This window comes from Pseudoalteromonas sp. 2CM39R (assembly GCF_023161845.1).
In genome coordinates this window covers 42,166-62,270 of the sequence record NZ_JALNTM010000030.1, presented here as the reverse complement: position 1 = coordinate 62,270, position 20,105 = coordinate 42,166, and the positions used below count along the sequence as shown (strand labels likewise).

16 protein-coding genes and 2 tRNA genes are annotated in these 20,105 nt (G+C 40.3%); 11 read left to right on the top strand and 7 right to left on the bottom strand.

Annotated features, from left to right (window positions below):
* Nucleotides 1-2: 2 nt before the first annotated feature.
* Nucleotides 3-75 (bottom strand) — tRNA-Thr (locus tag MTF66_RS34915).
* A gap of 70 nt (nucleotides 76-145) precedes the next feature.
* A tRNA-Phe gene (locus MTF66_RS34910) sits at nucleotides 146-221 on the bottom strand.
* Between the two features lie 263 nt (nucleotides 222-484).
* On the opposite strand from MTF66_RS34910, the gene MTF66_RS34905 reads away from it, so the two are divergent.
* Nucleotides 485-3,250: a hybrid sensor histidine kinase/response regulator gene (locus MTF66_RS34905; RefSeq protein WP_248530060.1), complete on the top strand. Its 2,766-nt coding sequence runs from the start codon at nucleotides 485-487 to the stop codon at nucleotides 3,248-3,250.
* Between the two features lie 40 nt (nucleotides 3,251-3,290).
* Here the strand turns inward: MTF66_RS34905 and MTF66_RS34900 are convergent, their stop codons facing one another.
* Nucleotides 3,291-3,563 carry an oxidative damage protection protein gene (locus tag MTF66_RS34900; RefSeq protein ID WP_036970432.1) on the bottom strand — a complete coding sequence of 91 codons (273 nt, stop codon included), beginning with the start codon at nucleotides 3,561-3,563 and terminating at the stop codon, nucleotides 3,291-3,293.
* A gap of 15 nt (nucleotides 3,564-3,578) precedes the next feature.
* Complete coding sequence (gene mutY / locus MTF66_RS34895; RefSeq protein WP_282454243.1) at nucleotides 3,579-4,655, bottom strand: A/G-specific adenine glycosylase; 1,077 nt, start codon at nucleotides 4,653-4,655, stop codon at nucleotides 3,579-3,581.
* Between the two features lie 218 nt (nucleotides 4,656-4,873).
* Between mutY and trmB the strand changes: the two genes are divergently transcribed.
* The 5 genes from trmB to arcA all read left to right on the top strand — a co-directional run bounded on the left by trmB (nucleotide 4,874) and on the right by arcA (nucleotide 9,729).
* A complete protein-coding gene (gene trmB / locus MTF66_RS34890; RefSeq protein ID WP_054560769.1) occupies nucleotides 4,874-5,599 on the top strand; it encodes a tRNA (guanosine(46)-N7)-methyltransferase TrmB in 726 nt (241 codons plus the stop codon).
* Between the two features lie 17 nt (nucleotides 5,600-5,616).
* Complete coding sequence (locus tag MTF66_RS34885; protein ID WP_248530059.1) at nucleotides 5,617-6,645, top strand: methyltransferase; 1,029 nt, start codon at nucleotides 5,617-5,619, stop codon at nucleotides 6,643-6,645.
* 118 nt (nucleotides 6,646-6,763) lie between these two features.
* On the top strand, nucleotides 6,764-8,386 hold the full coding sequence (locus MTF66_RS34880; RefSeq protein ID WP_248530058.1) for an ATP-binding protein: 1,623 nt from the start codon (nucleotides 6,764-6,766) through the stop codon (nucleotides 8,384-8,386).
* On the top strand, nucleotides 8,386-8,907 hold the full coding sequence (locus MTF66_RS34875) for a YfiR family protein (protein WP_054560772.1): 522 nt from the start codon (nucleotides 8,386-8,388) through the stop codon (nucleotides 8,905-8,907). Before MTF66_RS34880 ends, MTF66_RS34875 begins: the two co-directional genes overlap by 1 nt.
* A 105-nt stretch (nucleotides 8,908-9,012) precedes the next feature.
* Nucleotides 9,013-9,729 (top strand): two-component system response regulator ArcA, encoded by a 717-nt coding sequence (gene arcA / locus MTF66_RS34870; protein ID WP_054551295.1) that lies wholly within the window; start codon nucleotides 9,013-9,015, stop codon nucleotides 9,727-9,729.
* A 6-nt stretch (nucleotides 9,730-9,735) separates the two neighbouring features.
* Here arcA and arcB read toward each other — a convergent pair whose 3' ends face one another.
* Nucleotides 9,736-12,063, bottom strand: coding sequence for an aerobic respiration two-component sensor histidine kinase ArcB (gene arcB, locus MTF66_RS34865; protein WP_248530057.1), 2,328 nt, complete (start codon nucleotides 12,061-12,063; stop codon nucleotides 9,736-9,738).
* 173 nt (nucleotides 12,064-12,236) lie between these two features.
* Between arcB and folE2 the strand changes: the two genes are divergently transcribed.
* The 4 genes from folE2 (at nucleotide 12,237) to MTF66_RS34845 (ending at nucleotide 15,595) form a co-directional block, all read left to right on the top strand.
* Nucleotides 12,237-13,157 carry a GTP cyclohydrolase FolE2 gene (folE2, locus tag MTF66_RS34860; RefSeq protein WP_248530056.1) on the top strand — a complete coding sequence of 307 codons (921 nt, stop codon included), beginning with the start codon at nucleotides 12,237-12,239 and terminating at the stop codon, nucleotides 13,155-13,157.
* 81 nt (nucleotides 13,158-13,238) lie between these two features.
* Nucleotides 13,239-13,832: a DUF2726 domain-containing protein gene (locus MTF66_RS34855; RefSeq protein ID WP_248530055.1), complete on the top strand. Its 594-nt coding sequence runs from the start codon at nucleotides 13,239-13,241 to the stop codon at nucleotides 13,830-13,832.
* A 103-nt stretch (nucleotides 13,833-13,935) separates the two neighbouring features.
* Nucleotides 13,936-14,643 carry a 5'-methylthioadenosine/S-adenosylhomocysteine nucleosidase gene (gene mtnN / locus MTF66_RS34850; RefSeq protein WP_248530054.1) on the top strand — a complete coding sequence of 236 codons (708 nt, stop codon included), beginning with the start codon at nucleotides 13,936-13,938 and terminating at the stop codon, nucleotides 14,641-14,643.
* 1 nt (nucleotide 14,644) lies between these two features.
* Nucleotides 14,645-15,595, top strand: a complete 951-nt coding sequence (locus MTF66_RS34845) for a cobalamin biosynthesis protein (RefSeq protein ID WP_248530053.1) — start codon at nucleotides 14,645-14,647, stop codon at nucleotides 15,593-15,595.
* Nucleotides 15,596-15,653: 58 nt separating this feature from the next.
* On the opposite strand, the gene tyrS is transcribed toward MTF66_RS34845, so the two are convergent.
* Nucleotides 15,654-16,853, bottom strand: a complete 1,200-nt coding sequence (gene tyrS / locus MTF66_RS34840; RefSeq protein WP_058585664.1) for a tyrosine--tRNA ligase — start codon at nucleotides 16,851-16,853, stop codon at nucleotides 15,654-15,656.
* A 398-nt stretch (nucleotides 16,854-17,251) separates the two neighbouring features.
* On the opposite strand from tyrS, the gene MTF66_RS34835 reads away from it, so the two are divergent.
* Entirely contained in the window at nucleotides 17,252-18,568 is a 1,317-nt protein-coding gene (locus tag MTF66_RS34835; protein WP_054560778.1) for a peptidoglycan DD-metalloendopeptidase family protein, read from the top strand.
* A 403-nt stretch (nucleotides 18,569-18,971) separates the two neighbouring features.
* On the opposite strand, the gene MTF66_RS34830 is transcribed toward MTF66_RS34835, so the two are convergent.
* Nucleotides 18,972-20,102 (bottom strand): sodium ion-translocating decarboxylase subunit beta, encoded by a 1,131-nt coding sequence (locus tag MTF66_RS34830; protein WP_058585665.1) that lies wholly within the window; start codon nucleotides 20,100-20,102, stop codon nucleotides 18,972-18,974.
* Nucleotides 20,103-20,105 lie beyond the last annotated feature (3 nt).

Here is a 20,105-nt window from a genome sequence, read left to right as displayed (position 1 = left end):
GGTGCCGACTATCCGAGTTGAACGGATGACCTACTGATTACAAGTCAGTTGCTCTACCAACTGAGCTAAGTCGGCACACTAAATCTGTGTGCTATGCACGATACTGATGTTTAAATAATAAATTAAACACCAATATATTAAATAATGGTGCCCAGAGGCGGAATCGAACCACCGACACGAGGATTTTCAATCCTCTGCTCTACCGACTGAGCTATCTGGGCGTGCGGCGTATTAAACGGGTTTTGCCTTCTCAAGTCAACTTTTTTTTGAGGATTCTAACTGTTTGCACAGTTTTCAATCAAGATTGCTGTTTTTAATGGTTTTTAGCTTATTTAATCTACAAACTTTGTGCTTTTTGGTTGACCCTCATCATAAAAGGGTTACCTATCTTAAAAACGTGGTGAATTTTTCTTCATAGATGGTAGGATTGTCCAATAATCAAGAATATGCTTAATGATGCTGTATAATTTGTTGGACTAAAGCCATGCCAAGTAAATCAAATTCACCTGTAAAAGGCCTACTACCGCTTTTTATAATCACGAATCTTGTCATCACCCTACTTGCGGTTGTTGCTTACTCTTTTTATCCAACAAGTGAAGTAACTCAACAAGATAGCAAACCAACTATCACAACGCAGCAATTATCAAATCAGCTTTCAGCACCTCTAATCAGCGCATTAACTATGCCTGGCCAAGACAAAGTAAAAGAGGTTCTCGATTTAAGTCACCTGCTTAATGATGGTTTTGATTACTATTTATATCGATATGAATTCAACGGCGATGTATCGCTTGTATACGCCAGTAATAAAGAGCTAATCGAAGCCAGTAAAGTTAATCAAAAGCTAGAACAAAACACCCTTATTCATACGGTGTTAGAGTTTAATGATCAACCAGTTGGTGAACTAGTTATAAAGCAACACTCGATTACTGAACCCATTGCGCAGTCTGCAGGTCTTGCATATGGTTTAGCTGCATTGACTTTAGTAGCACTGGCTATTTTATCTTTTGCCTTAAGTATCTTTATTAATAAGCGTTTTACTAAAAGTAGTGAGTCATTAAGCAGTGAGTTAATGGCCATCACAGACAATGCTGATTACCAAGCCCAAGTAAATGAAAACCTAGATTTTGGTTTGGATTCAGTAGCAAAAAATATCAATTTATTACTTAATAAAGTTCAATCAGCAATAACAGAAAACAAAGCTGCTCAGGCAGATTTACAGAAACTACAAAGTGGTCTAGAAAACGAAGTACAAAACCGTACTCTAGCTCTTGAGCAAGCAACTCTCAAAGCCGAACAGGCAAACGAAACCAAAACGACTTTCTTAGCAACTATGAGCCATGAAATTCGCACCCCTATGAATGGGGTTATCGGTACCATTGACTTACTCCGCCAAACCGAGCTTGATGGTGCGCAGCACAGATTAAGTACAATTATTCGTGATTCTGCATTTTCTTTATTAGGCATATTAGATGATATTCTCGATTTCTCGAAAATCGAAGCAGGTAAACTGAATATCGATAATATTCCTTTCTCAGTGTCAGACACCATTGAAGAGGTCGCTCGTGTTTTATCATCGGTGGCCAAAAAGCGTGACCTTGAATTAGAGCTGGCAATTGCGCCAGATATCCCTACAAATTTGATTGGCGATACGGTGCGTGTTCGCCAAGTACTTTATAACCTATGCAGTAATGCAATTAAGTTCACTAGTACTGATGATAAACATAAAGGCCACGTTAAAATCTCGGTAGAGGTGGCTCAAAACACTACTGATCACTACACCCTACGTTTTAGCGTATTGGACAACGGCAAGGGTATGACGCAAGCACAGCTTCGTGAAATCTTTAACCCGTTCATTCAAGCTGAAGGCTCAATCACCCGTGAATACGGTGGTACTGGTTTAGGCTTATCGATTTGTAAAAGCTTAACTGAGCTAATGCTAGGTACCATCTCTGTAACAAGTGATTTAGGTATTGGTAGTGAGTTTGTTGTCGAGTTACCTTTTAGTACACAAGGTAAAGTTGAATATGCTCACAAGCAGGTAATGAAAGACCAACGTGTTGTAGTTGTAACCAATCATGATGGCCGAAAAAAACTACTTACTCGTTATCTATCATTTATGGGGGCAACACCTGTTATTGCTGATAGCAGCGACAAAATCGAAGCTGAACAAGATAAAAAAGATATTATTTGGATCCTCGATGGTATCGAAACCATGGAAGATATTAACTATATCTTACGTCGCTTGCTATACACCTTAGAAGACAATAAACAGCAAGTCATTGTATTAAGTAAGCTAGATGAAGCCGCTGTTAATCATAAAAATATCTTCTACTTAAATGCTGCACCGCTGTGTAAGTCTAACTTTATGATGTCGCTACTAGTGGCGGCAGGTTTACATAAGCCAAAACAAATTGCTTCGGCTAAGTCATTTAACGACTATTTAAGTGTTGATAAAGCCCGCGAAGAGAACAAACTTGTATTGCTTGTTGAAGACAACGTATTAAATCAGCAAGTGTTAACTGATCAGCTCCATCTACTAGGTTATGGTGTTGAAGTAGCTGAAAATGGTGAAAAAGGCCTTGAAGCATGGCGTGAAGGTAAACACTCAATTATCTTGACCGATTTACACATGCCGAAAATGTCAGGCTACGATATGGTTGAAAAAATTCGTCATGAAGCATCGCAGCTTGAAGATATTAACGCTCAACCTTATGTGATTGCTATCACCGCCAATGCCCTTAAAGGCGAAAAAGAACGCTGTTTAAGCATAGGGATGAATGATTACATCACCAAGCCTGTTGAGCTAAATGTGCTCGAGGCCACTTTACACAAATGTGCATACAAAACGAATCCTGAAGCCACTAAACTTGAAGTTAAAAGACCAACAGCGCCTATTGATATGGCGATGCTTGCTAACTATGTAAACAATGATGAAGCAAAGAAACTACGCTTTTTCAAAATGTATTTAGAGCAAAGTAATCAACTCAGTAAAGAAATCAACAGTGGTGTTATTGAGCAAGACTTAGAGAAAATCATTTCAGCCTGTCATCAGCTCAAGTCAATCTCAAAAACGATTGGTGCAATGAAAGTTGCAGAACTAGCTGCCGAATTTGAAAAACGCTGCAAAGAAGATGAACTATCAAGCGATGATTTAATTGAACTGCGCGATAGTTATGAAATTGAATACTCCAAAGTCGCTCAATTCTTAAAAGAACAAATACAAAGAGCTGAGCAAGAAGCAACACATTAAAAAAGGGCCTATTGGCCCTTTTTACTTTTAATTTCTTCGTTTATTTTTCTGGAGGACGGTAGCCTTCAATTTCCACGTCTTTACCTTCAAATAAGAAACCTACCATTTGCTCTTCTAAAAAAGCACGGTGCTCTGGGTCCATCATGTTCAGATGTTTTTCGTTGATCAACATCGTTTGCTTATGTTGCCATTGGCCCCAAGCTTCTTTACTGATGTTGTTGAAAATCTTTTCACCAAGCTCACCTGGATATAGTTGGAAGCCTAAGCCTTCAGCTTCTTTTTGTAACTTTTGACAAAATACTGTGCGTGCCATAATTGCTCTCTACTCTTATTGCGTGATGCTATTGTAATCTATTGCGCTTAATTGTTTAACCAGCTTTTTCGTTGGGGCTGCAAGGCCAACCTCAACTGACTCATCAAGCGGATACCAAACTAGTTGCCGCTCATTAATAAGATCTGGAATACTCGGCAAGGTTAAAACATGTGGGTTGATGGTTAGCTCAAAATGCGAAAATACATGGGTAAAGGCTTCAAGTGCCTGCGTATTCGTTGATAAACCATGCTGGGCTAAAAATGTTTCTAGTTCAGTTAATTCGCTAAACTCAAAAAAGCCAAACAAACCACCCCATATCCCTGAGCTTGGGCGCTTTTCCATGAGTACTTTATTGTCACTGGCTAGAATAAGCTGATGGCATGACTTCTTAGGTACAGCCTTTTTTGGCTTTGAATGCGGGAACTCTTTAACTTTACCTTCTTTAAAAGCAAGGCATTTACTATTTAAAGGGCAAGGCTCACAGTCAAATTTACTTCGCGAACAAAGACTTGCACCTAAATCCATCATTGCCTGATTAAACTCAGTGACCGACTCTTTAGGCGTTAATTGCGATGATAATGACCAAAGGTGATTTTCGACCTTTTTCACTCCATACCAGCCTTCAACCATAAAAAAGCGTGCTAATACGCGTTTAACATTACCGTCTAAAATTGGATGGTGTTGGCCAAGTGATAAAGACAAGATAGCCCCAGCAGTTGAACGACCAATACCCGGCAAGTCCATCACCTCTTCAAGCGTGGTTGGAAATTTACCTTGGTATTTATCACGCACTATTTTTGCCGTTTTATGTAAGTTGCGCGCACGGGCGTAATAGCCAAGCCCAGTCCAATGGTGTAGCACCTGATCTTCATCCGCATTAGCAAGCGCAATGATGTCAGGAAAGCTTTGCATAAACTTTTCAAAGTAAGGAATAACAGTTACTACTTGGGTCTGCTGTAGCATGACCTCAGAGATCCATACCTTATAAGGGGTTTTATTTAGCTGCCATGGCAGAGTTTTACGACCGTGAAGGTGGTACCAGTCAACCACTTGGTTTGCAAACCAGGTTGACTCCTTATTGCTTAAATTCAAAATAACATCTTTACTTGCTGAAGCTCATTGCGGCCAAGTCTATTGCAGTTAGTTAGGCCAAGCAAGCCGAAGAAGCTCTGCTCTGTCTAAATTGCTCGTACATGGTCGCAATATTAATCCCGAAAGATAAACAGCCCCTGACTATTGTACTCAAGGCGCAGGTCAGGGATAATACGCAACCTTTTTCTATAGTCAGTATTTTAATCAGGCCAAAATATATGAGTGACTCAAGTAACCCAAACCTCGAGCAAGCAAAGCAAGAGGGTAAATACATCCGCACGATTCGTAGTTTCGTTAAGCGCGAAGGTCGCCTAACAAAAGGCCAAGCGGCAGCCATCGAGAAGTGTTGGCCAACTATGGGCCTTGAGCACAAAAATGGCATGCTAAACCTAGCAGAAGTGTTTGGTAACGATAACGACGTGGTACTAGAAATCGGTTTTGGTATGGGCAAATCGCTAGTTGAAATGGCTAAAAACGCACCAGAACTTAACTTCATTGGTATTGAAGTTCACCGCCCAGGTGTAGGTGCTTGTTTAATGGATGCCGATGAAGCTGGTGTAACAAACTTACGCGTATTCGAGCATGATGCGGTTGAAGTACTTGCTGACTGTATTGCCGATGAAAGCTTATCTAAGCTGCAATTATTCTTCCCTGATCCATGGCATAAAAAACGTCACCATAAGCGTCGTATCGTACAACCTGAGTTTGCACAAAAATTACGTAGCAAATTAAAAATTGGCGGTGTTTTCCATATGGCGACTGACTGGGAAAATTATGCAGAGCATATGCTTGAAGTAATGCAAGTGGCTGAAGGCTACAAAAACCAATCAGAAACTAACGATTACGTTCCTCGCCCAGATTCACGTCCACTGACAAAATTTGAGCAGCGCGGTCACCGTTTAGGTCACGGCGTATGGGATCTAATGTTCGAGCGTACTAAGTAATAAAAGGTAAAAGCAGCATGAGTAAGTTAACCAACCCAAGTTTATTATTGCTTCGTAATGAAGACGAACTTGTTGGGCAATCGATTTTAGTGGTTAACTTTGAGCAAGATGGCTTTTTACGCGAACTTAAAGCGCTAAATCCCGACGCAAAAATTACTGCGTTCAGTTATAACCACGCAAATGCCATGTATGCCAGCAAAATAGCCGGTATACATGCAGTGGTTGATCACACTATTCCAAATAATAACTACGATTTAGTTATCTACTATTACCCAAAAGCAAAGCCAGAAGCACAAATGTGCCTTGATAACATTCGTGCTGTTTGTCATCAAGATGCGCAACTATTTGTAGTGGGTGAAAATAAAAGCGGTGTTAAATCAGCAGAGAAACAACTTAAAGACCACTGTGGTTTTAGTAACAAAATCGATAGTGCCAAGCACTGTATTCTGTATTTGTTCTCAGAGCTTACGCTAAATGATAACTTTGCTATCAGCCGATACCACAAACAATTCCAAGTAAAAGCTGGCGATATTGAATTTACTGCGATCAGTGTACCAGGCGTATTTAACCACGGTGCGCTTGATGTAGGCACTGCGGTACTTCTGAATAATGCGCCAACTGTTAGCAAGGGTAAAGTACTCGACTTTGCTTGTGGCGCAGGCATTATTGCTACTTACTTAGGTTTAAAGCAGCCTGAGCTTGAATTTGTATGTAGCGATGTAAGTGCTCTTGCAACTTACGCCACTGAGCAAACACTTGCGTTAAATGACCTCAAAGGCCAAGCAATTTTGAGTGATGGCTTAACTGATATTAATGGTAAATTTGACCTAATCATCAGTAACCCACCGTTCCATACGGGGATTGCCACAGATTACACCATTGCCGAAGCATTTCTTAGCTCAGCAAAGCTACACTTGAGCAAGCAAGGTAAATTGACCATAGTTGCAAACAGCTTCTTAAAATACCCACCGATTTTAGAAGCACAATTTGGCCAATACAGTACAGATTTCAAAAATACTAAATTTGCCGTTTACTCAGCTAAATAAAAGTTGAGTAAATAGCTTATTCGTAGCAAAAATATTTTTTAAAATATTTAGTTACTTTCAAATGTCTTTGCTAGACTAAACTCTTACTAATAACAAAAATTCTGGCCTTCTATAGCGCATGCCGATATTTTCGACACAAACAAGTATTCGTAAAGCGTTGACCAATGCGGTAATGCTAGTCACTGCATTATGCTTGTCTTTGTCTATTTCTATTTCAACTTATCTAGACGTAAAAGAACAAAAAGCGCTGATTGTCGATAAAATCTCTATCCTATCGAAAATAATTGCCTACAACGCCCAAATCACTGTGTTATTTGACGATAACGAGACCGAATCTGAGCGCTTAAAGTCATTTGAATCTGTGCCGCTTATTAAAAACATCCATATTTATTCAATCGATGAGTTATCAAACGAGCCAGTATTTTTTAGTAGCTTTAATGCCAACCGAACCCCACCAGTACCCATTAAGGTTGGCAGTATAGATAACCTATTAGAGCCACGCTTTACGGATAAAGACATAGAGCTAATAACGCCTATCGTATACGAAGGGGATACCATAGGTTACGTGTATATTCGCGGTGGCTTAGACAGGTTAAACCAATATATTAATCGTAAAATTATCATTGATATTTTACTCACCCTATTCGTTTTAGTACTGGTGTATTTTGTTGCTAGACGTATTCAAAAACGCATTGCAAACCCTATTGATGAGCTAAGTAACCTACTGCAAGACGTGTCGAAAAACCATAACTATGATACTCGCGCACAAAAAACCAATATTGATGAAATAAACCAGCTAGCGGGCAGCTTAAATATCATGCTCTCGCGTACTCAAAAACAAATTGAGCGCCACGAAAAAGACAAACAAGAAATAAAACAACTTAACCAAAGCCTTGAAGAAAAAGTAAATCAACGCACAATCGCATTACGTGAGGCTAACCAAGAGCTGCTCAATACCCTTGAGCGTATGCACCAATACCAAAACCAAATCGTCGAAAATGAGAAAATGGCGTCACTGGGGCAAATGGTTGCAGGTGTTGCTCATGAGGTTAACACGCCTATTGGGCTAGGTATTACAGGCTCAACCCTGTTACGTGACAAGCTGGCAGAAATTCACGCGCAGTTTGAACAAAAAACTTTAACTTCAGCACACTTAAAACGCTTTATTAATGACGGCATTGAAAACCTAGATCTTATCTATCGCAATCTTAATCGTGCAGCAGAGCTCGTATCTAGCTTTAAGAAAGTGGCTGTTAATCAAGATGTAGAAGTCAGCACCAAAATAAATTTAAATGATTTATTAAATGATGTGGTGATGTCGATGCGCTCAGAGATTCAATATCGTAATCCTAAAATTACGATTAACTGTAGCAATGACGTTAGTATTGAAACCAAATCGGGGCCGTTACAACAAGTACTACAACAGCTGCTAAGCAACTCTGTTATACATGCATTTAGCGATAGCCAAGATAATGAAATCACCTTTAATGTTGATCGCAACGAAAGTAGCTTGAGTATTCACTACTTCGATAACGGTATTGGCGTTGAGAAATCAATTCGCAAACGTATTTTCGACCCATTTGTAACTACTAAACGTGGTGAAGGTGGCAGTGGTTTGGGCATGCACCTAGTTTATAACTTAGTGACTCAAGCACTTGGTGGTAGCATCGTATACGATGAACTAGCTGACGAAGGGGCTCACTTTATTATTACTCTGCCATTGCAAGAAGGTGCAGCGTAATGAGATTAGTGAGTTGTATCTTATTAGCTTTGCTTGTTGTATGCCCTGCATTTGCCAAATCACCGGACCAAGTTAAATCAGCCTTTTTGTATCAAATTGCTAAGTTCACGAAGTTTAATGACCAAGTGAACCCTCCCCCTATTTCATTTTGTTTTTATGACTTAGATAAAGGTCCTGGAGCGTTCCTTAAAGATAGAAATGAACTGCAAATTAACAAAAAACCAATTAACGTTATATTAGTGAAAAAAACCCAGCAAATTTCTGAACTTTCTCAAGTTTGTGATATCACATACATTGATGAAACATTAGAAAATGATATACTTCCACTTTGGACCGATACAATTTCATTGGATACTTTAACAATAGGTGAAAGTATCAGCTTTTTAGAAAATGGCGGCATAGCCTCTCTGGTTCAAGAAGGAAATAAAATCCGACTGTATATCAATAAGCAGCACGTATTGCAGCATAACTTTAAAGTGCAATCTCGATTGTTAGCTATGGCTAAGTTTTATCCAAATTGATTTTACTTGTTAACAATTGGATCTAATCCTATAATCTCTAGTATTCGGTTTTGCTTGATAATACCGAATTTTTGTAAATAAAATTTCCGAAAAGGTTAATATACAATGCAAACGCCAGTCATTCTGATCGTAGAGGATGAAGACGTAACTCGACTAAACCTCGTTAGTTTATTTGAAGCTGAAGGTTACAAAGTTATTGAAGCCATTGATGGCGATGATATGCATGACAAGCTTACAAATAATGATGATGTGAACCTTGTAGTTATGGACATCAACCTACCAGGTAAAAACGGGCTAATCTTAGCGCGTGAATTACGTCAAAAACGTAACGTTGGTTTAATTTTCTTAACAGGTCGTGACAACGACGTTGATCGCATTTTAGGTCTTGAAATTGGTGCTGATGATTACATCACAAAACCATTCAACCCTCGCGAATTAACTATTCGTGCTCGTAACCTTATTTCGCGCACAGCCCTTGGTGGCGAAGAAGCGAATATCGAAACAAATGGTGTTATCACATTTAACGGTTGGGAACTTGATGAAAATAGCCGTTGTTTAACATCTCCAAGCGGCGACGCTAAACGTTTACCTAAAGGTGAATACCGCGCGCTACGCTTAATGCTTGACTCACCGGGTCGTATCTTCAGCCGTGAGCAATTAATCAAGCACATGACTGGCCGTGAGCTTCGCGCTAACGACCGTACTGTAGACGTAACAATTCGTCGTATCAGAAAACACTTTGAAAGCGATAACAGCACATCTGAGCTGATCAGCACCATCCATGGTGAAGGCTATCGTTTCATTGGTAAAATCGACAGCTAATTTGAATTAATCTTCTAACTGTTGTAAGAATAATCGAAGGGCGTCAAGCCCTTCATTTATTTTAACTGCAAGTTCATCAAGCCACTGTTGTAACTCTTCACTACTTTCTTCAAGCGCGCCGTGTTCCATCTTCTTAGCATGTAACTGCACATCGTTTAAGCCTACGGACCCTGCTGCACCTTTTAATTTATGCGCCACCGATTTGTACTCTTCTCTATCATCTGCCGCTAACGCATCTCCAAGCTCAGTTTGGTACTGAGGGTTTAGCTTATTAAATAACTCACAGCTGCGATTAAAGATAACCAGCCCCATTGAGCCTACAAAGTCTTCGATGGTTTCTATATCGAGAAGCTCAACGCGAATACCCGATAAATCTTTTTCAGTCACGGCTTTGATTGGCTCAGGCTGACAGTTTTGTTGCTGCTTGATATCAAATAACTCACCGAGCATTTTATCGAGTTTTGTGGTGTTGATAGGCTTAGCGAGTGCGCCTTGAATGTTAATACCAGCAAGCTCTTCTTCGGCGCTACGCACGTTGGCAGTCAAGGCAACGATTGGTAAGTTATCAAAGTGTTCATCGTCACGAATTTGACGAGCAACTTCATCACCATTGATATCTGGTAATTGCATATCAAGTAAAACTAGGTCTAAGTCATCTTCTGTGTAGACAAACGACAGCGCATCCTCACCAGTTTCAGCCCAAATAACTTCGTGGCCACGCTGCTCAAGTAAGTTAGTAGCAATTTCAGCATTTAGCGGCACATCTTCTACTAAAAGAATGTTTAAGCTACGTACCGCATAACTTTGCTCGGTAGGCGCAATACAAAGCTTAAGCGGTATTTCAACAACAAAAACACTGCCCTCACCTTCAGTACTGCTGACATTAATTTCACCTTTCATTGCGCTAACTAGTGCTTTTGTTACCGCAAGGCCGATACCTGAGCCAATAGCATTAGTGCCGTTGATGTCCGGTGCTTTGTAGTACATGTCAAAAATACGATGCAGCTGCTCTTGTGGAATACCTTGACCCGTGTCGCTTACACGCATCACTAACCACGGACCATCAGCACGATTCTCACGGCGGCATTCAAGCTCTACATGGCCTTGCTGAGTGAACTTAACGGCATTGTTGATAAGGTTCCAAACAACTTGGCGTAAACGAGTTGGATCAAGGGACGCGTAAACATCCAGTGTGCCTTTACGTTTAATATTAAACTCAAGGCCTTTTTGTTCAGCAATTAAGCCTGCAAAATTCACTACGTCATTAATAAAGTCGGCCACATTGACTGAGTCAGCAACAATATCGAGCTGCTCACGGTCAATTTTATCCAAGTCGATAATATCGTTAAAAATATTGCCAAGGGTTTCAGCACTTGAAAACACCGTGTTACACCAACTTCGTTGCTGTTTATCGAGTTCAGTATCAAGTAGCATGCGGGTTAAACCCACAATACCGTTAAGCGGCGTTCTTAATTCATGGCTTAAAGTTGCAATGAATTTCCCTTTATCTTTGTAAGCTGCTTCAAGGGCTTGTGCTGCCTCTTTACGACTGGTGATATCACGGCCAAAGGCAAGTAAACCTATGTACTCACCTTTTTCATTAATAAAGGGTAACTTACGCATTTCAAACCAGCGCTTTTCACCATCAACAGGGTATTCAACGTCAAGCGTCAAAGCTTGGTGGGTTTGAGATACTTTTTTGTCGGTGCGCAGAACTTCAGGTAAATAATCACTCGGGTAGATTTCTTCGACACTTTTGCCGATTAACTCATCGCTGCTTTTACCTATCACTTGTTCAAACATTTTATTACAGCCAGCAAATACACCATTGTTATCGCGGTAATAAAATAAATCGGGAGATGAGTCGACAATAGAGCGTAATAGCATGCCTTGTTGCGCAAGCTCTTGTTGGGTTTTCTTACGCTCGGCGATTTCGCGTCTGAGCTCTTCTATTGCTCTGTGTTTGGCATGAAACGCCATTTTACGCTCATCAATCTCTTCGTTTAAGCGACTGATATTGTCTTTTAGCGTTTGGTTGAGCAGTTTTTCTTGTTTAGTTGCGCTATCTAGGTAGCTATAAGAGGCTTCTAATTGGCGAATTGAGTTAAGCAGTACAGTTATTAAAATCGGCGATACCACCGCAGTGAAGAACATCACCGCTAAAACATCAACTAAAGTTACCGTTCCAACTGCTACATAATAAAACATGCACGATAAGATCAGCGACATGACCAATAATAAGGCATAACAGGCAGCGGCAGTTTTAAACTCACCGTACTTAGAAATAAAGCTTGAGAGAGTGCGAGCCCACGGACTCAAAGAAGAATCAATCATATATAAAGCTTAGGCACATAATCGAAAAAAAACAGCATAGCTAATTTTATCACTATTCCTTTAGAAATATTCATATTGTGCGATAAACATAGAATTTTTTCATCAACGCCGCTTTTTTATATTTTTTCATGTAAAATACCGCGCTTTAATAATTGCAAAGAATGAGTATTACCATGCAAACCACAATGCCAGATATTGCTGATACGGCTCCCGCCTTACAAACAGGTAAATTAGACTGGGTTGGCATGGGCGAAATTGAACTTCCTTTCATTTTTGAAACTCGCAATATTGCCCCTGTAAATGTAATTGCCAAGGCACGCGCTTTTGTAAACTTGCATAAAGAAGACGCCAAAGGCATTCATATGTCGCGTTTATTTTTAGCCCTTGATACCTTATCAACCGAGCAGCAAGTTAATCCACAAACTCTCAAGCAAGCACTTGATGCCTTTATTAGCAGCCATGATGATTTAAGTGACCAAGCACAAATCGAATTCAAATTTGAGCTACCTCTGCGTCGTAAATCTTTATTAAGTGGCAAAGTAGGTTGGAAAAATTACCCTATTCATCTAATCGCTAAGATCAACCAAGGCATTGTAAGCTTTGAGTTAATGGTTGATGTTACTTACTCGTCTACATGCCCATGTTCAGCGGCTCTTGCTCGTCAATTAATTCAAAATGCCTTTAGCGAAAAGTTTGCAGAGCAAAATATTGATAAGCAAACTGTTTTAGAATGGCTAGGCACAACAGACGGCATTGTTGCTACACCACACTCACAGCGTTCAATTGCAAACGTGAAAGTAAAGCTCGACAGCAAAATTGACAGTTTTGATGTGGTTGGCTTAATTGATGCTTTAGAAGCTGAGCTAAAAACGCCTGTACAAGCGGCAGTTAAACGTGAAGATGAGCAAGAGTTTGCCCGCTTAAATGGTCAAAACCTCATGTTCTGCGAAGATGCTGCACGTAAAATTAAAGGTTTACTTGAACAGCAAAACTACGAAGATTACTGGCTGCAAATAAACCACTATGAATCACTTCATGCCCACGACGCAGTAGCTATCGCTGTTAAAGGGGTTGCTGGCGGATACACGGCTTAAAAATTTCGGGTGACTCCACACACTTAGGCACGCTAATTGCTATTAATTTTCAGTGTCAATTTGTTGTTGTGGAGTTACCGTATGGAATTCGCTTTATTATCAATTTTAGTATTAGTCGTAGTAGCCTCTGTTGTTGCGTCAAAGTTTACCGATGAAGGCGGAAACCCTTATCCTTTCACTCGTAAGCAAACTGTTTTTACGCAAGTTGAGAGTGCTTTTTTACATCTTCTAGAACGTGCTGTAGGCGACCAATATAAAATCGTCAGCCGCGTTAAACTCATTGATTTAATCGACTGTAAGCAAGGCTTATCTATCAAAGCTAAGCGTGCTGCAATGGCTAAAGCCAAAAACAAGCAGTTAGATTACGTGCTTATCGACAAAGACAAACTTACTATTGTTGCCGCAGTTGATTTAGTCAATAACACCAACCGCGACGGCCATAAAGCACAACGTGACTGGTTTGTTAGTGGCGCGTTAGAAGCGGCAGGCATCCCGCATATTCGCATGAAGGTAAAATCAGGCTATCAACCAAGAGAAGTGCGTGACGCAATCATGTTTAAGCTTGGTAAACCTGCAGCTGCACCTGCAAGACCTGCACGCAACCGCATTACTAAACCTGCGGTATTATCACCATCACAAGCAAAAGCACACTCTACGGCGCTTGCAGAAATATAACCTGTCATAATATTGGCAAAAGCAGACTTTAAGGTCTGCTTTTTTGTTTGTTTTAGACATTTTTAGGTATAATCATCCTATTCAATCTAAGGAATCAAATATTATGCACGTTGGTATTATTGGCGCGATGGAGCCAGAAGTAAAAATCTTACGCGAAGCGATGGCAAACCCAAGCATCATGACTAAAGCTGGTTTTACCTTTTACACCGGTGAACTAGCGGGTAACACAGTTACTTTAGTTCAATCTGGTATTGGTAAAGTAGCTTCTGCAGTAGCAACAACACTACTAATCGATAACTTCAGTCCAGATTGTGTGATCAACACAGGTTCTGCAGGTGGTTTTGAGCCATCGCTAAATGTAGGCGATGTGGTTATTTCTTCAGAAGTTCGTCACCACGATGTAGATGTAACTGCATTCGGTTACGAAATCGGTCAAGTACCACAAATGCCAGCTGGCTTTGCTGCGCACCCTAAACTGATTGAAGCGGCAGAGCAAAGCGTAAGTCAAATCAGCGATGTTAAAACCATGATTGGCCTAATTTGTACTGGTGATTCATTCATGTGTGACCCAGTACGAATTGAAAAAACACGTGCTGAATTCCCAACTATGCTTGCAGTAGAAATGGAAGGTGCAGCAATTGCACAAGCTTGTCATGTGCTAGAAACACCATTTGTTGTTATTCGTTCAATGTCTGATATTGCTGGCAAAGAGTCGCCGCAATCATTTGAAGAGTATATCGAAACGGCATCTATCAACTCATCTAAAATGGTTGTTGCTCTTTTAGAGAAGCTAACATCGGTGAGTTTATAAGGTGATTGCAAATATTGTTCAAAACCATTTGGACATTATTGTATTTTTTGTAGCGCTCTTAGCTGAGCGCTTCTTTCCTTTGGTTAGTTGGTATCATCCGAATACCTTTTTAACCGTTATTTTCTCTGCCCTCAGCGATCGTTTATACAACCCAACGAACCCCAAAAGCTATCAATATTTAGCCTCAACCTTGGCTTTTACTCTCACCATTTTAGTGATAGTGACATTGGTAGTGCTGTTTTTAGAGTTTGCTTTTTACCCTGAGCTATTAAATGGCTTAATTTTATATTTATTACTCAGTAGCCGCGCTCAAGAGAAGAAATCATTACGTATTGCCAGATTACTCAAGCTCAACCAAAAAGCGACGGCTAGAGAGCTACTAGCTAGCCTCGTTGCCCGTGATGTCTCACGTTTATCAGCCCCAGGCATTTGCAAAGCAACCATGGAGTCACTGGTGCTACAAAGTGCGCGGCATTATTTTGCCGTTATATTCTTTTATCTACTTAGCGGCGCTATCCTTGCTTTGGTTTATCGTTTACTCACATTAATTCATCAAGCATGGCGAAAAAACCTAAAACCAAACAACCCATTTTTGGCTCCCATTGCTAAGTTACTGTTTGTATTGGAGTGGTTACCCACTCGATTAGTTGCATTAACGATTGCAGCAACCAATGCCAGTAAACAATGTATTCATTATATAAAACACTATGGCAGACACTTTTATCAAACCAATACAGGATGGCTGTTAAGTGTTACATCGGCTGCTTTGCAAGTGCAGTTAGGCGGCCCTGCCCTTTACCAAGGTGAGCGCTTTAATAAAATGCGTGTTGGGACCGATCGCTTACCAGATGCCGATGATATTCCTGCTTTAGTGAATCGCTTAAATCAAGCGAAAGCATTTTGGTTACTACTGATAGTCGGGATTGAAGTAATTAGCCTTTTCACAAACTAGTCAAAATATAAGCACAAAAAAACCAGCCGCAGCTGGTTTTTTATACCAATTAGCTTTATTAAGCTAAGGTGATTTTAGCAAACTTACGTTTACCTACTTGGTAAATCTGTGTTGTGCCTTTAGCAACTTCAAGCTTAGTATCTGTTACTTTCTCTTCACCATTAATCTTTACAGCACCTTGTTTAATCATACGCATTGCTTCTGACGTACTAGCTACAAGGTTAGCTTCTTTTAATAGATTAGTAATAAACACAGTGTCTTCAGCAATTGTTACTGTCACTTCTGGGATCTCATCTGGTAATGCATTCTTTTGGAAACGCTTGATGAAATCTTGATGAGCACCTTGGGCTGCTTCTTCACTGTGGAAACGTGCAATCATTTCTTTTGCAAGTTCAATCTTGATGTCACGCGGGTTTGCACCGTCAGCAACACGCTGTTTAAGCGCAGCAATTTCTTCGATTGATAAAGCACTTAATAAGTCATAGTAACGCCACATTAGATCATCGCTGATAGACATCACTTTACCAAACATGTCGTTTGGCTCATCAGTAATACCAATGTAGTTTCCTAATGACTTAGACATTTTTTGAACGCCATCAGTACCTTCAAGCAGTGGCATCATAAGTACTGTTTGTGGCTTTTGACCTTCGTCTTTTTGTAATTCACGACCCATTAATAGGTTAAAGCGTTGGTCTGTACCGCCAAGCTCAACATCAGCTTCTAATGCAACTGAGTCCCAACCTTGTACCAGTGGATATAAAAATTCGTGGATAGCAATCGATTGACCGTTGGCATAACGCTTTTTAAAGTCATCACGTTCTAGCATACGTGCTACTGTTTGACGCGCAGCCAGTTTAATCATACCTGCTGCACCTAAGTTCTCCATCCAAGCAGAGTTGAATGCAACAGTTGTTTTAGCAGGATCAAGAATTTTAAATACTTGCTCTTTATAGGTTTCAGCATTAGCTAAAACATCTTCACGAGTTAACGGTTTACGCGTTACGTTTTTACCCGTTGGATCACCAATCATACCGGTGAAGTCACCGATTAAGAAAATCACTTCATGACCTAGGTCTTGGAAGGTTTTCATTTTGTTGATAAGAACTGTATGACCTAAATGCAGATCAGGCGCAGTTGGATCGAAACCCGCTTTGATCTTAAGTTTCTTACCAGACTTTAGCTTTTCGACTAATTCGTCTTCAATTAATATCTCTTCTGCACCGCGTTTTATCTCAGCTAGAGCGGTTTGTAAATCCACTGTGTATTACTCCAAAAATTCAGCTACCGGGGCGTGGTGGCCTGTCAGGGTTATAAATATAGAGCTAAAAACTTTAAAATTTAGCTAGTTAGCACCAAAAAGCGACACTAGAAAAAAGCCTAACTTAAATAGTTTAAGAAACAGCCCTGAAGGCAGCGCGCATGATTGTTCTTTATACCGCGTTATTGCAATTTAATGAAGGTACTTTAGTTAACTAATATAGATTTAGTTTAACCATAGGCATCTGCTGCAATTTTAACCAAAAAAGTTTAACGCGCTGAGCAATTCTAGCGTAAAATAGCGCCAGTTTAAATCTACAAAACACTGGTATTTGCTCTATTTTAGGTATATCCTGCGATATTAGTATTTAAATTTCTTGACAGCAGAAAAGGCACGATATGGTTCACGTAGTGCACAAACTTCCCAAAAAACACAAACTGCTTATTCTCGGTTTGGTTTCTGCTATTGTTGGCTTGGCATTATTGCCTTCTGAAAAAGCCACCGCTTCAAAGGATAACAGTGCAAAAGCACTTGAAATTGGCAAACGCTACGAATTACAAGTTAAAGTTGATGATAACGAAAAACTAACTGAGCTTAATTCACAGCAAGCAGCAGCAAAACTTCCAGAATACGAGCTTATCGACCATGAAGTACGAAATGGCGATAATTTAGCACTTATCTTTAAACGTGCGGGCTTCTCAGCGCAAACATTACACAAACTAGTTAACACCAACGCTGAAACTCGTAAGTTAACAAAAATTCACCCAGGCGAAATCTTAAGCTTTGCAACAGCTGAAGATGGCTCTCTAGCTCAGCTACGTTATGTGATCTCAAAAACAGATACCTTATACGTTACATTAAATGACGAAGGTAACTACGACACTTCTATCGATAGCAAAGAAATCGAAACGCTAAGTAAGTCGGCTGGCGGTGAGATCTCTAATAGCTTTTGGACGTCAGGCATTGCAGCAGGTTTAAGCGAGCGTCAAATTATGAATTTTGCTGACATCTTCGGTTGGGATGTCGACTTTGCTAATGACATTCGTAAAGGTGACCAATTTGGTCTCATTTATGAAGCTCACTATGTTGATGGTGAGTACATTGGTGATGGTAAAATTATTGCCGCAGAATTTATTAACCAAGGTGAGCGTTATACCGCTATTCGCCATACCGATGGTAACTTCTACACACCTGAAGGCCGTAGCATGAAAAAAGCCTTCTTACGCGCACCTGTTAACTTTAAGTATATTAGTTCAAGCTTTAACCCGCGTCGTTTACACCCAGTGACCAAAACGGTAAAACCACATAACGGTATCGATTACGCAGCGCGTACCGGTACACCAGTGGTATCATCGGGTAATGGTAAAGTGATTAAAGCAGGCTACAGTAAATACAACGGTAATTATGTATTTATTAGCCATGGCACACAGTATGTGACTAAGTATTTACACTTAAACAAAAAGATGGTTAGAACTGGTCAGAAAGTGAAACAAGGCCAGAAGATTGGTACTGTTGGTGCGACAGGTCGTGTGACGGGCCCACACTTACACTATGAATTCTTAGTAAACGGTGTTCACCGTAACCCTAAAACGGTCAAACTACCTAAATCAGAGCCTCTACCGCGCGATGAGTTAGCTAAGTTTAAACCGATTGCTGATAACTTCTTAGCTCAATTACAGCGTAACCGTGAGTTACAATTAGCGTTAAATAAGTAGTTAAGTAAACATGTAAAAGCCGCTTCAATTGAAGCGGCTTTTTTGTGCCAAATAAATCCGGCTAAAACTATTATAGACTTTACTAAAATCAGTACTGAAGGCACTGCGGGTTAATACTATTATTACCTTAAAAGAACATAAATAAGTTGAATAATCAGCGAAATCATCACCAGTGGCCAAATATACTTTGCATATTTTGTCGCGCCATCAAGCCCCATTTTAGACTGATACTTTTCAAGTAGCGGTATTAGAATAACCAAAGCAACAAAAAGGCATAATAAGATAATAAAAACATTCATGGCGGCTTTCTTAGTTGTTGAATATTAAGGTTTACTATACCTAATTTAAGGGCAAAAAAAAGCGCAGTAAAATTACTGCGCCAGTCGGTTGGAAGTAAATCGACTTAGCCAACAATCGCTAACAAAATACCTGCTGCAACGGCACTTCCTAATACCCCTGCTACGTTTGGTCCCATGGCATGCATTAACAAGAAGTTATGCGGGTTGCTCTCAAGACCTACCTTATTAACCACACGTGCTGCCATTGGTACCGCTGACACACCGGCTGCGCCTACTAATGGGTTTATTGGCGATTTTGAGATCTTATTCAGACCTTTTGCCATAAACACCCCTGAAGCTGTGCCAATTGCAAAGGCTAAAGCACCTAACACCAAAATACCAATTGTTTCTACGGTTAAGAACTTATCGGCTGCAAGCTTTGAGCCTACCGCTAAGCCTAAGAAAATGGTGGTAATGTTGATGATTTCGTTTTGTGCACTATTACTTAAACGATCAACCACACCTGATTCACGCATCAAGTTACCTAAGCAGAACATACCTACCAGCGGTGTTGCCGCAGGTAAAAACAAGATAGTTAAACTAAGCACCATTAACGGAAAAACAATTTTCTCTTTTTTCGATACTGTACGAAGTTGCGGCATTTGAATTTCGCGCTCTTCTTGCGTTGTTAGTGCGCGCATAATTGGCGGCTGAATAATTGGCACAAGTGCCATGTATGAATAAGCCGCTACAGCGATTGCACCAAGTAAATCAGGTGCCAGCTTAGATGCTAAGAAGATAGCTGTTGGACCATCTGCTCCACCAATAATGGCGATGGCCGATGCATCCTGTAGCGAAAATTCAAAGCCAGGAATAAAGTTAAGTAGAATTGCACCAAATAAAGTAGCAAAAATACCAAACTGCGCAGCCGCGCCTAACAGCAACATACGCGGATTTGCTATCAGGGCACTAAAGTCTGTAAGCGCCCCCACGCCCATAAAAATCAAAAGTGGGAATACCCCAGAGTCAATCCCGATATGGTAGACGTAATACAAAAGGCCACCCGGCTCAGATAACCCAGCAACTGGGATATTAGTTAAAATAGCCCCAAAACCAATAGGTAATAATAACAGTGGCTCAAATTTACGTGCGATTGCGAGATATAATAACCCGCAACCTACCGCAATCATTATTAATGCAGGAAAGGTAAAGTTAGCAATACCTGTCGCATGCCAGAGGTTTAAAACACCATCCATCCT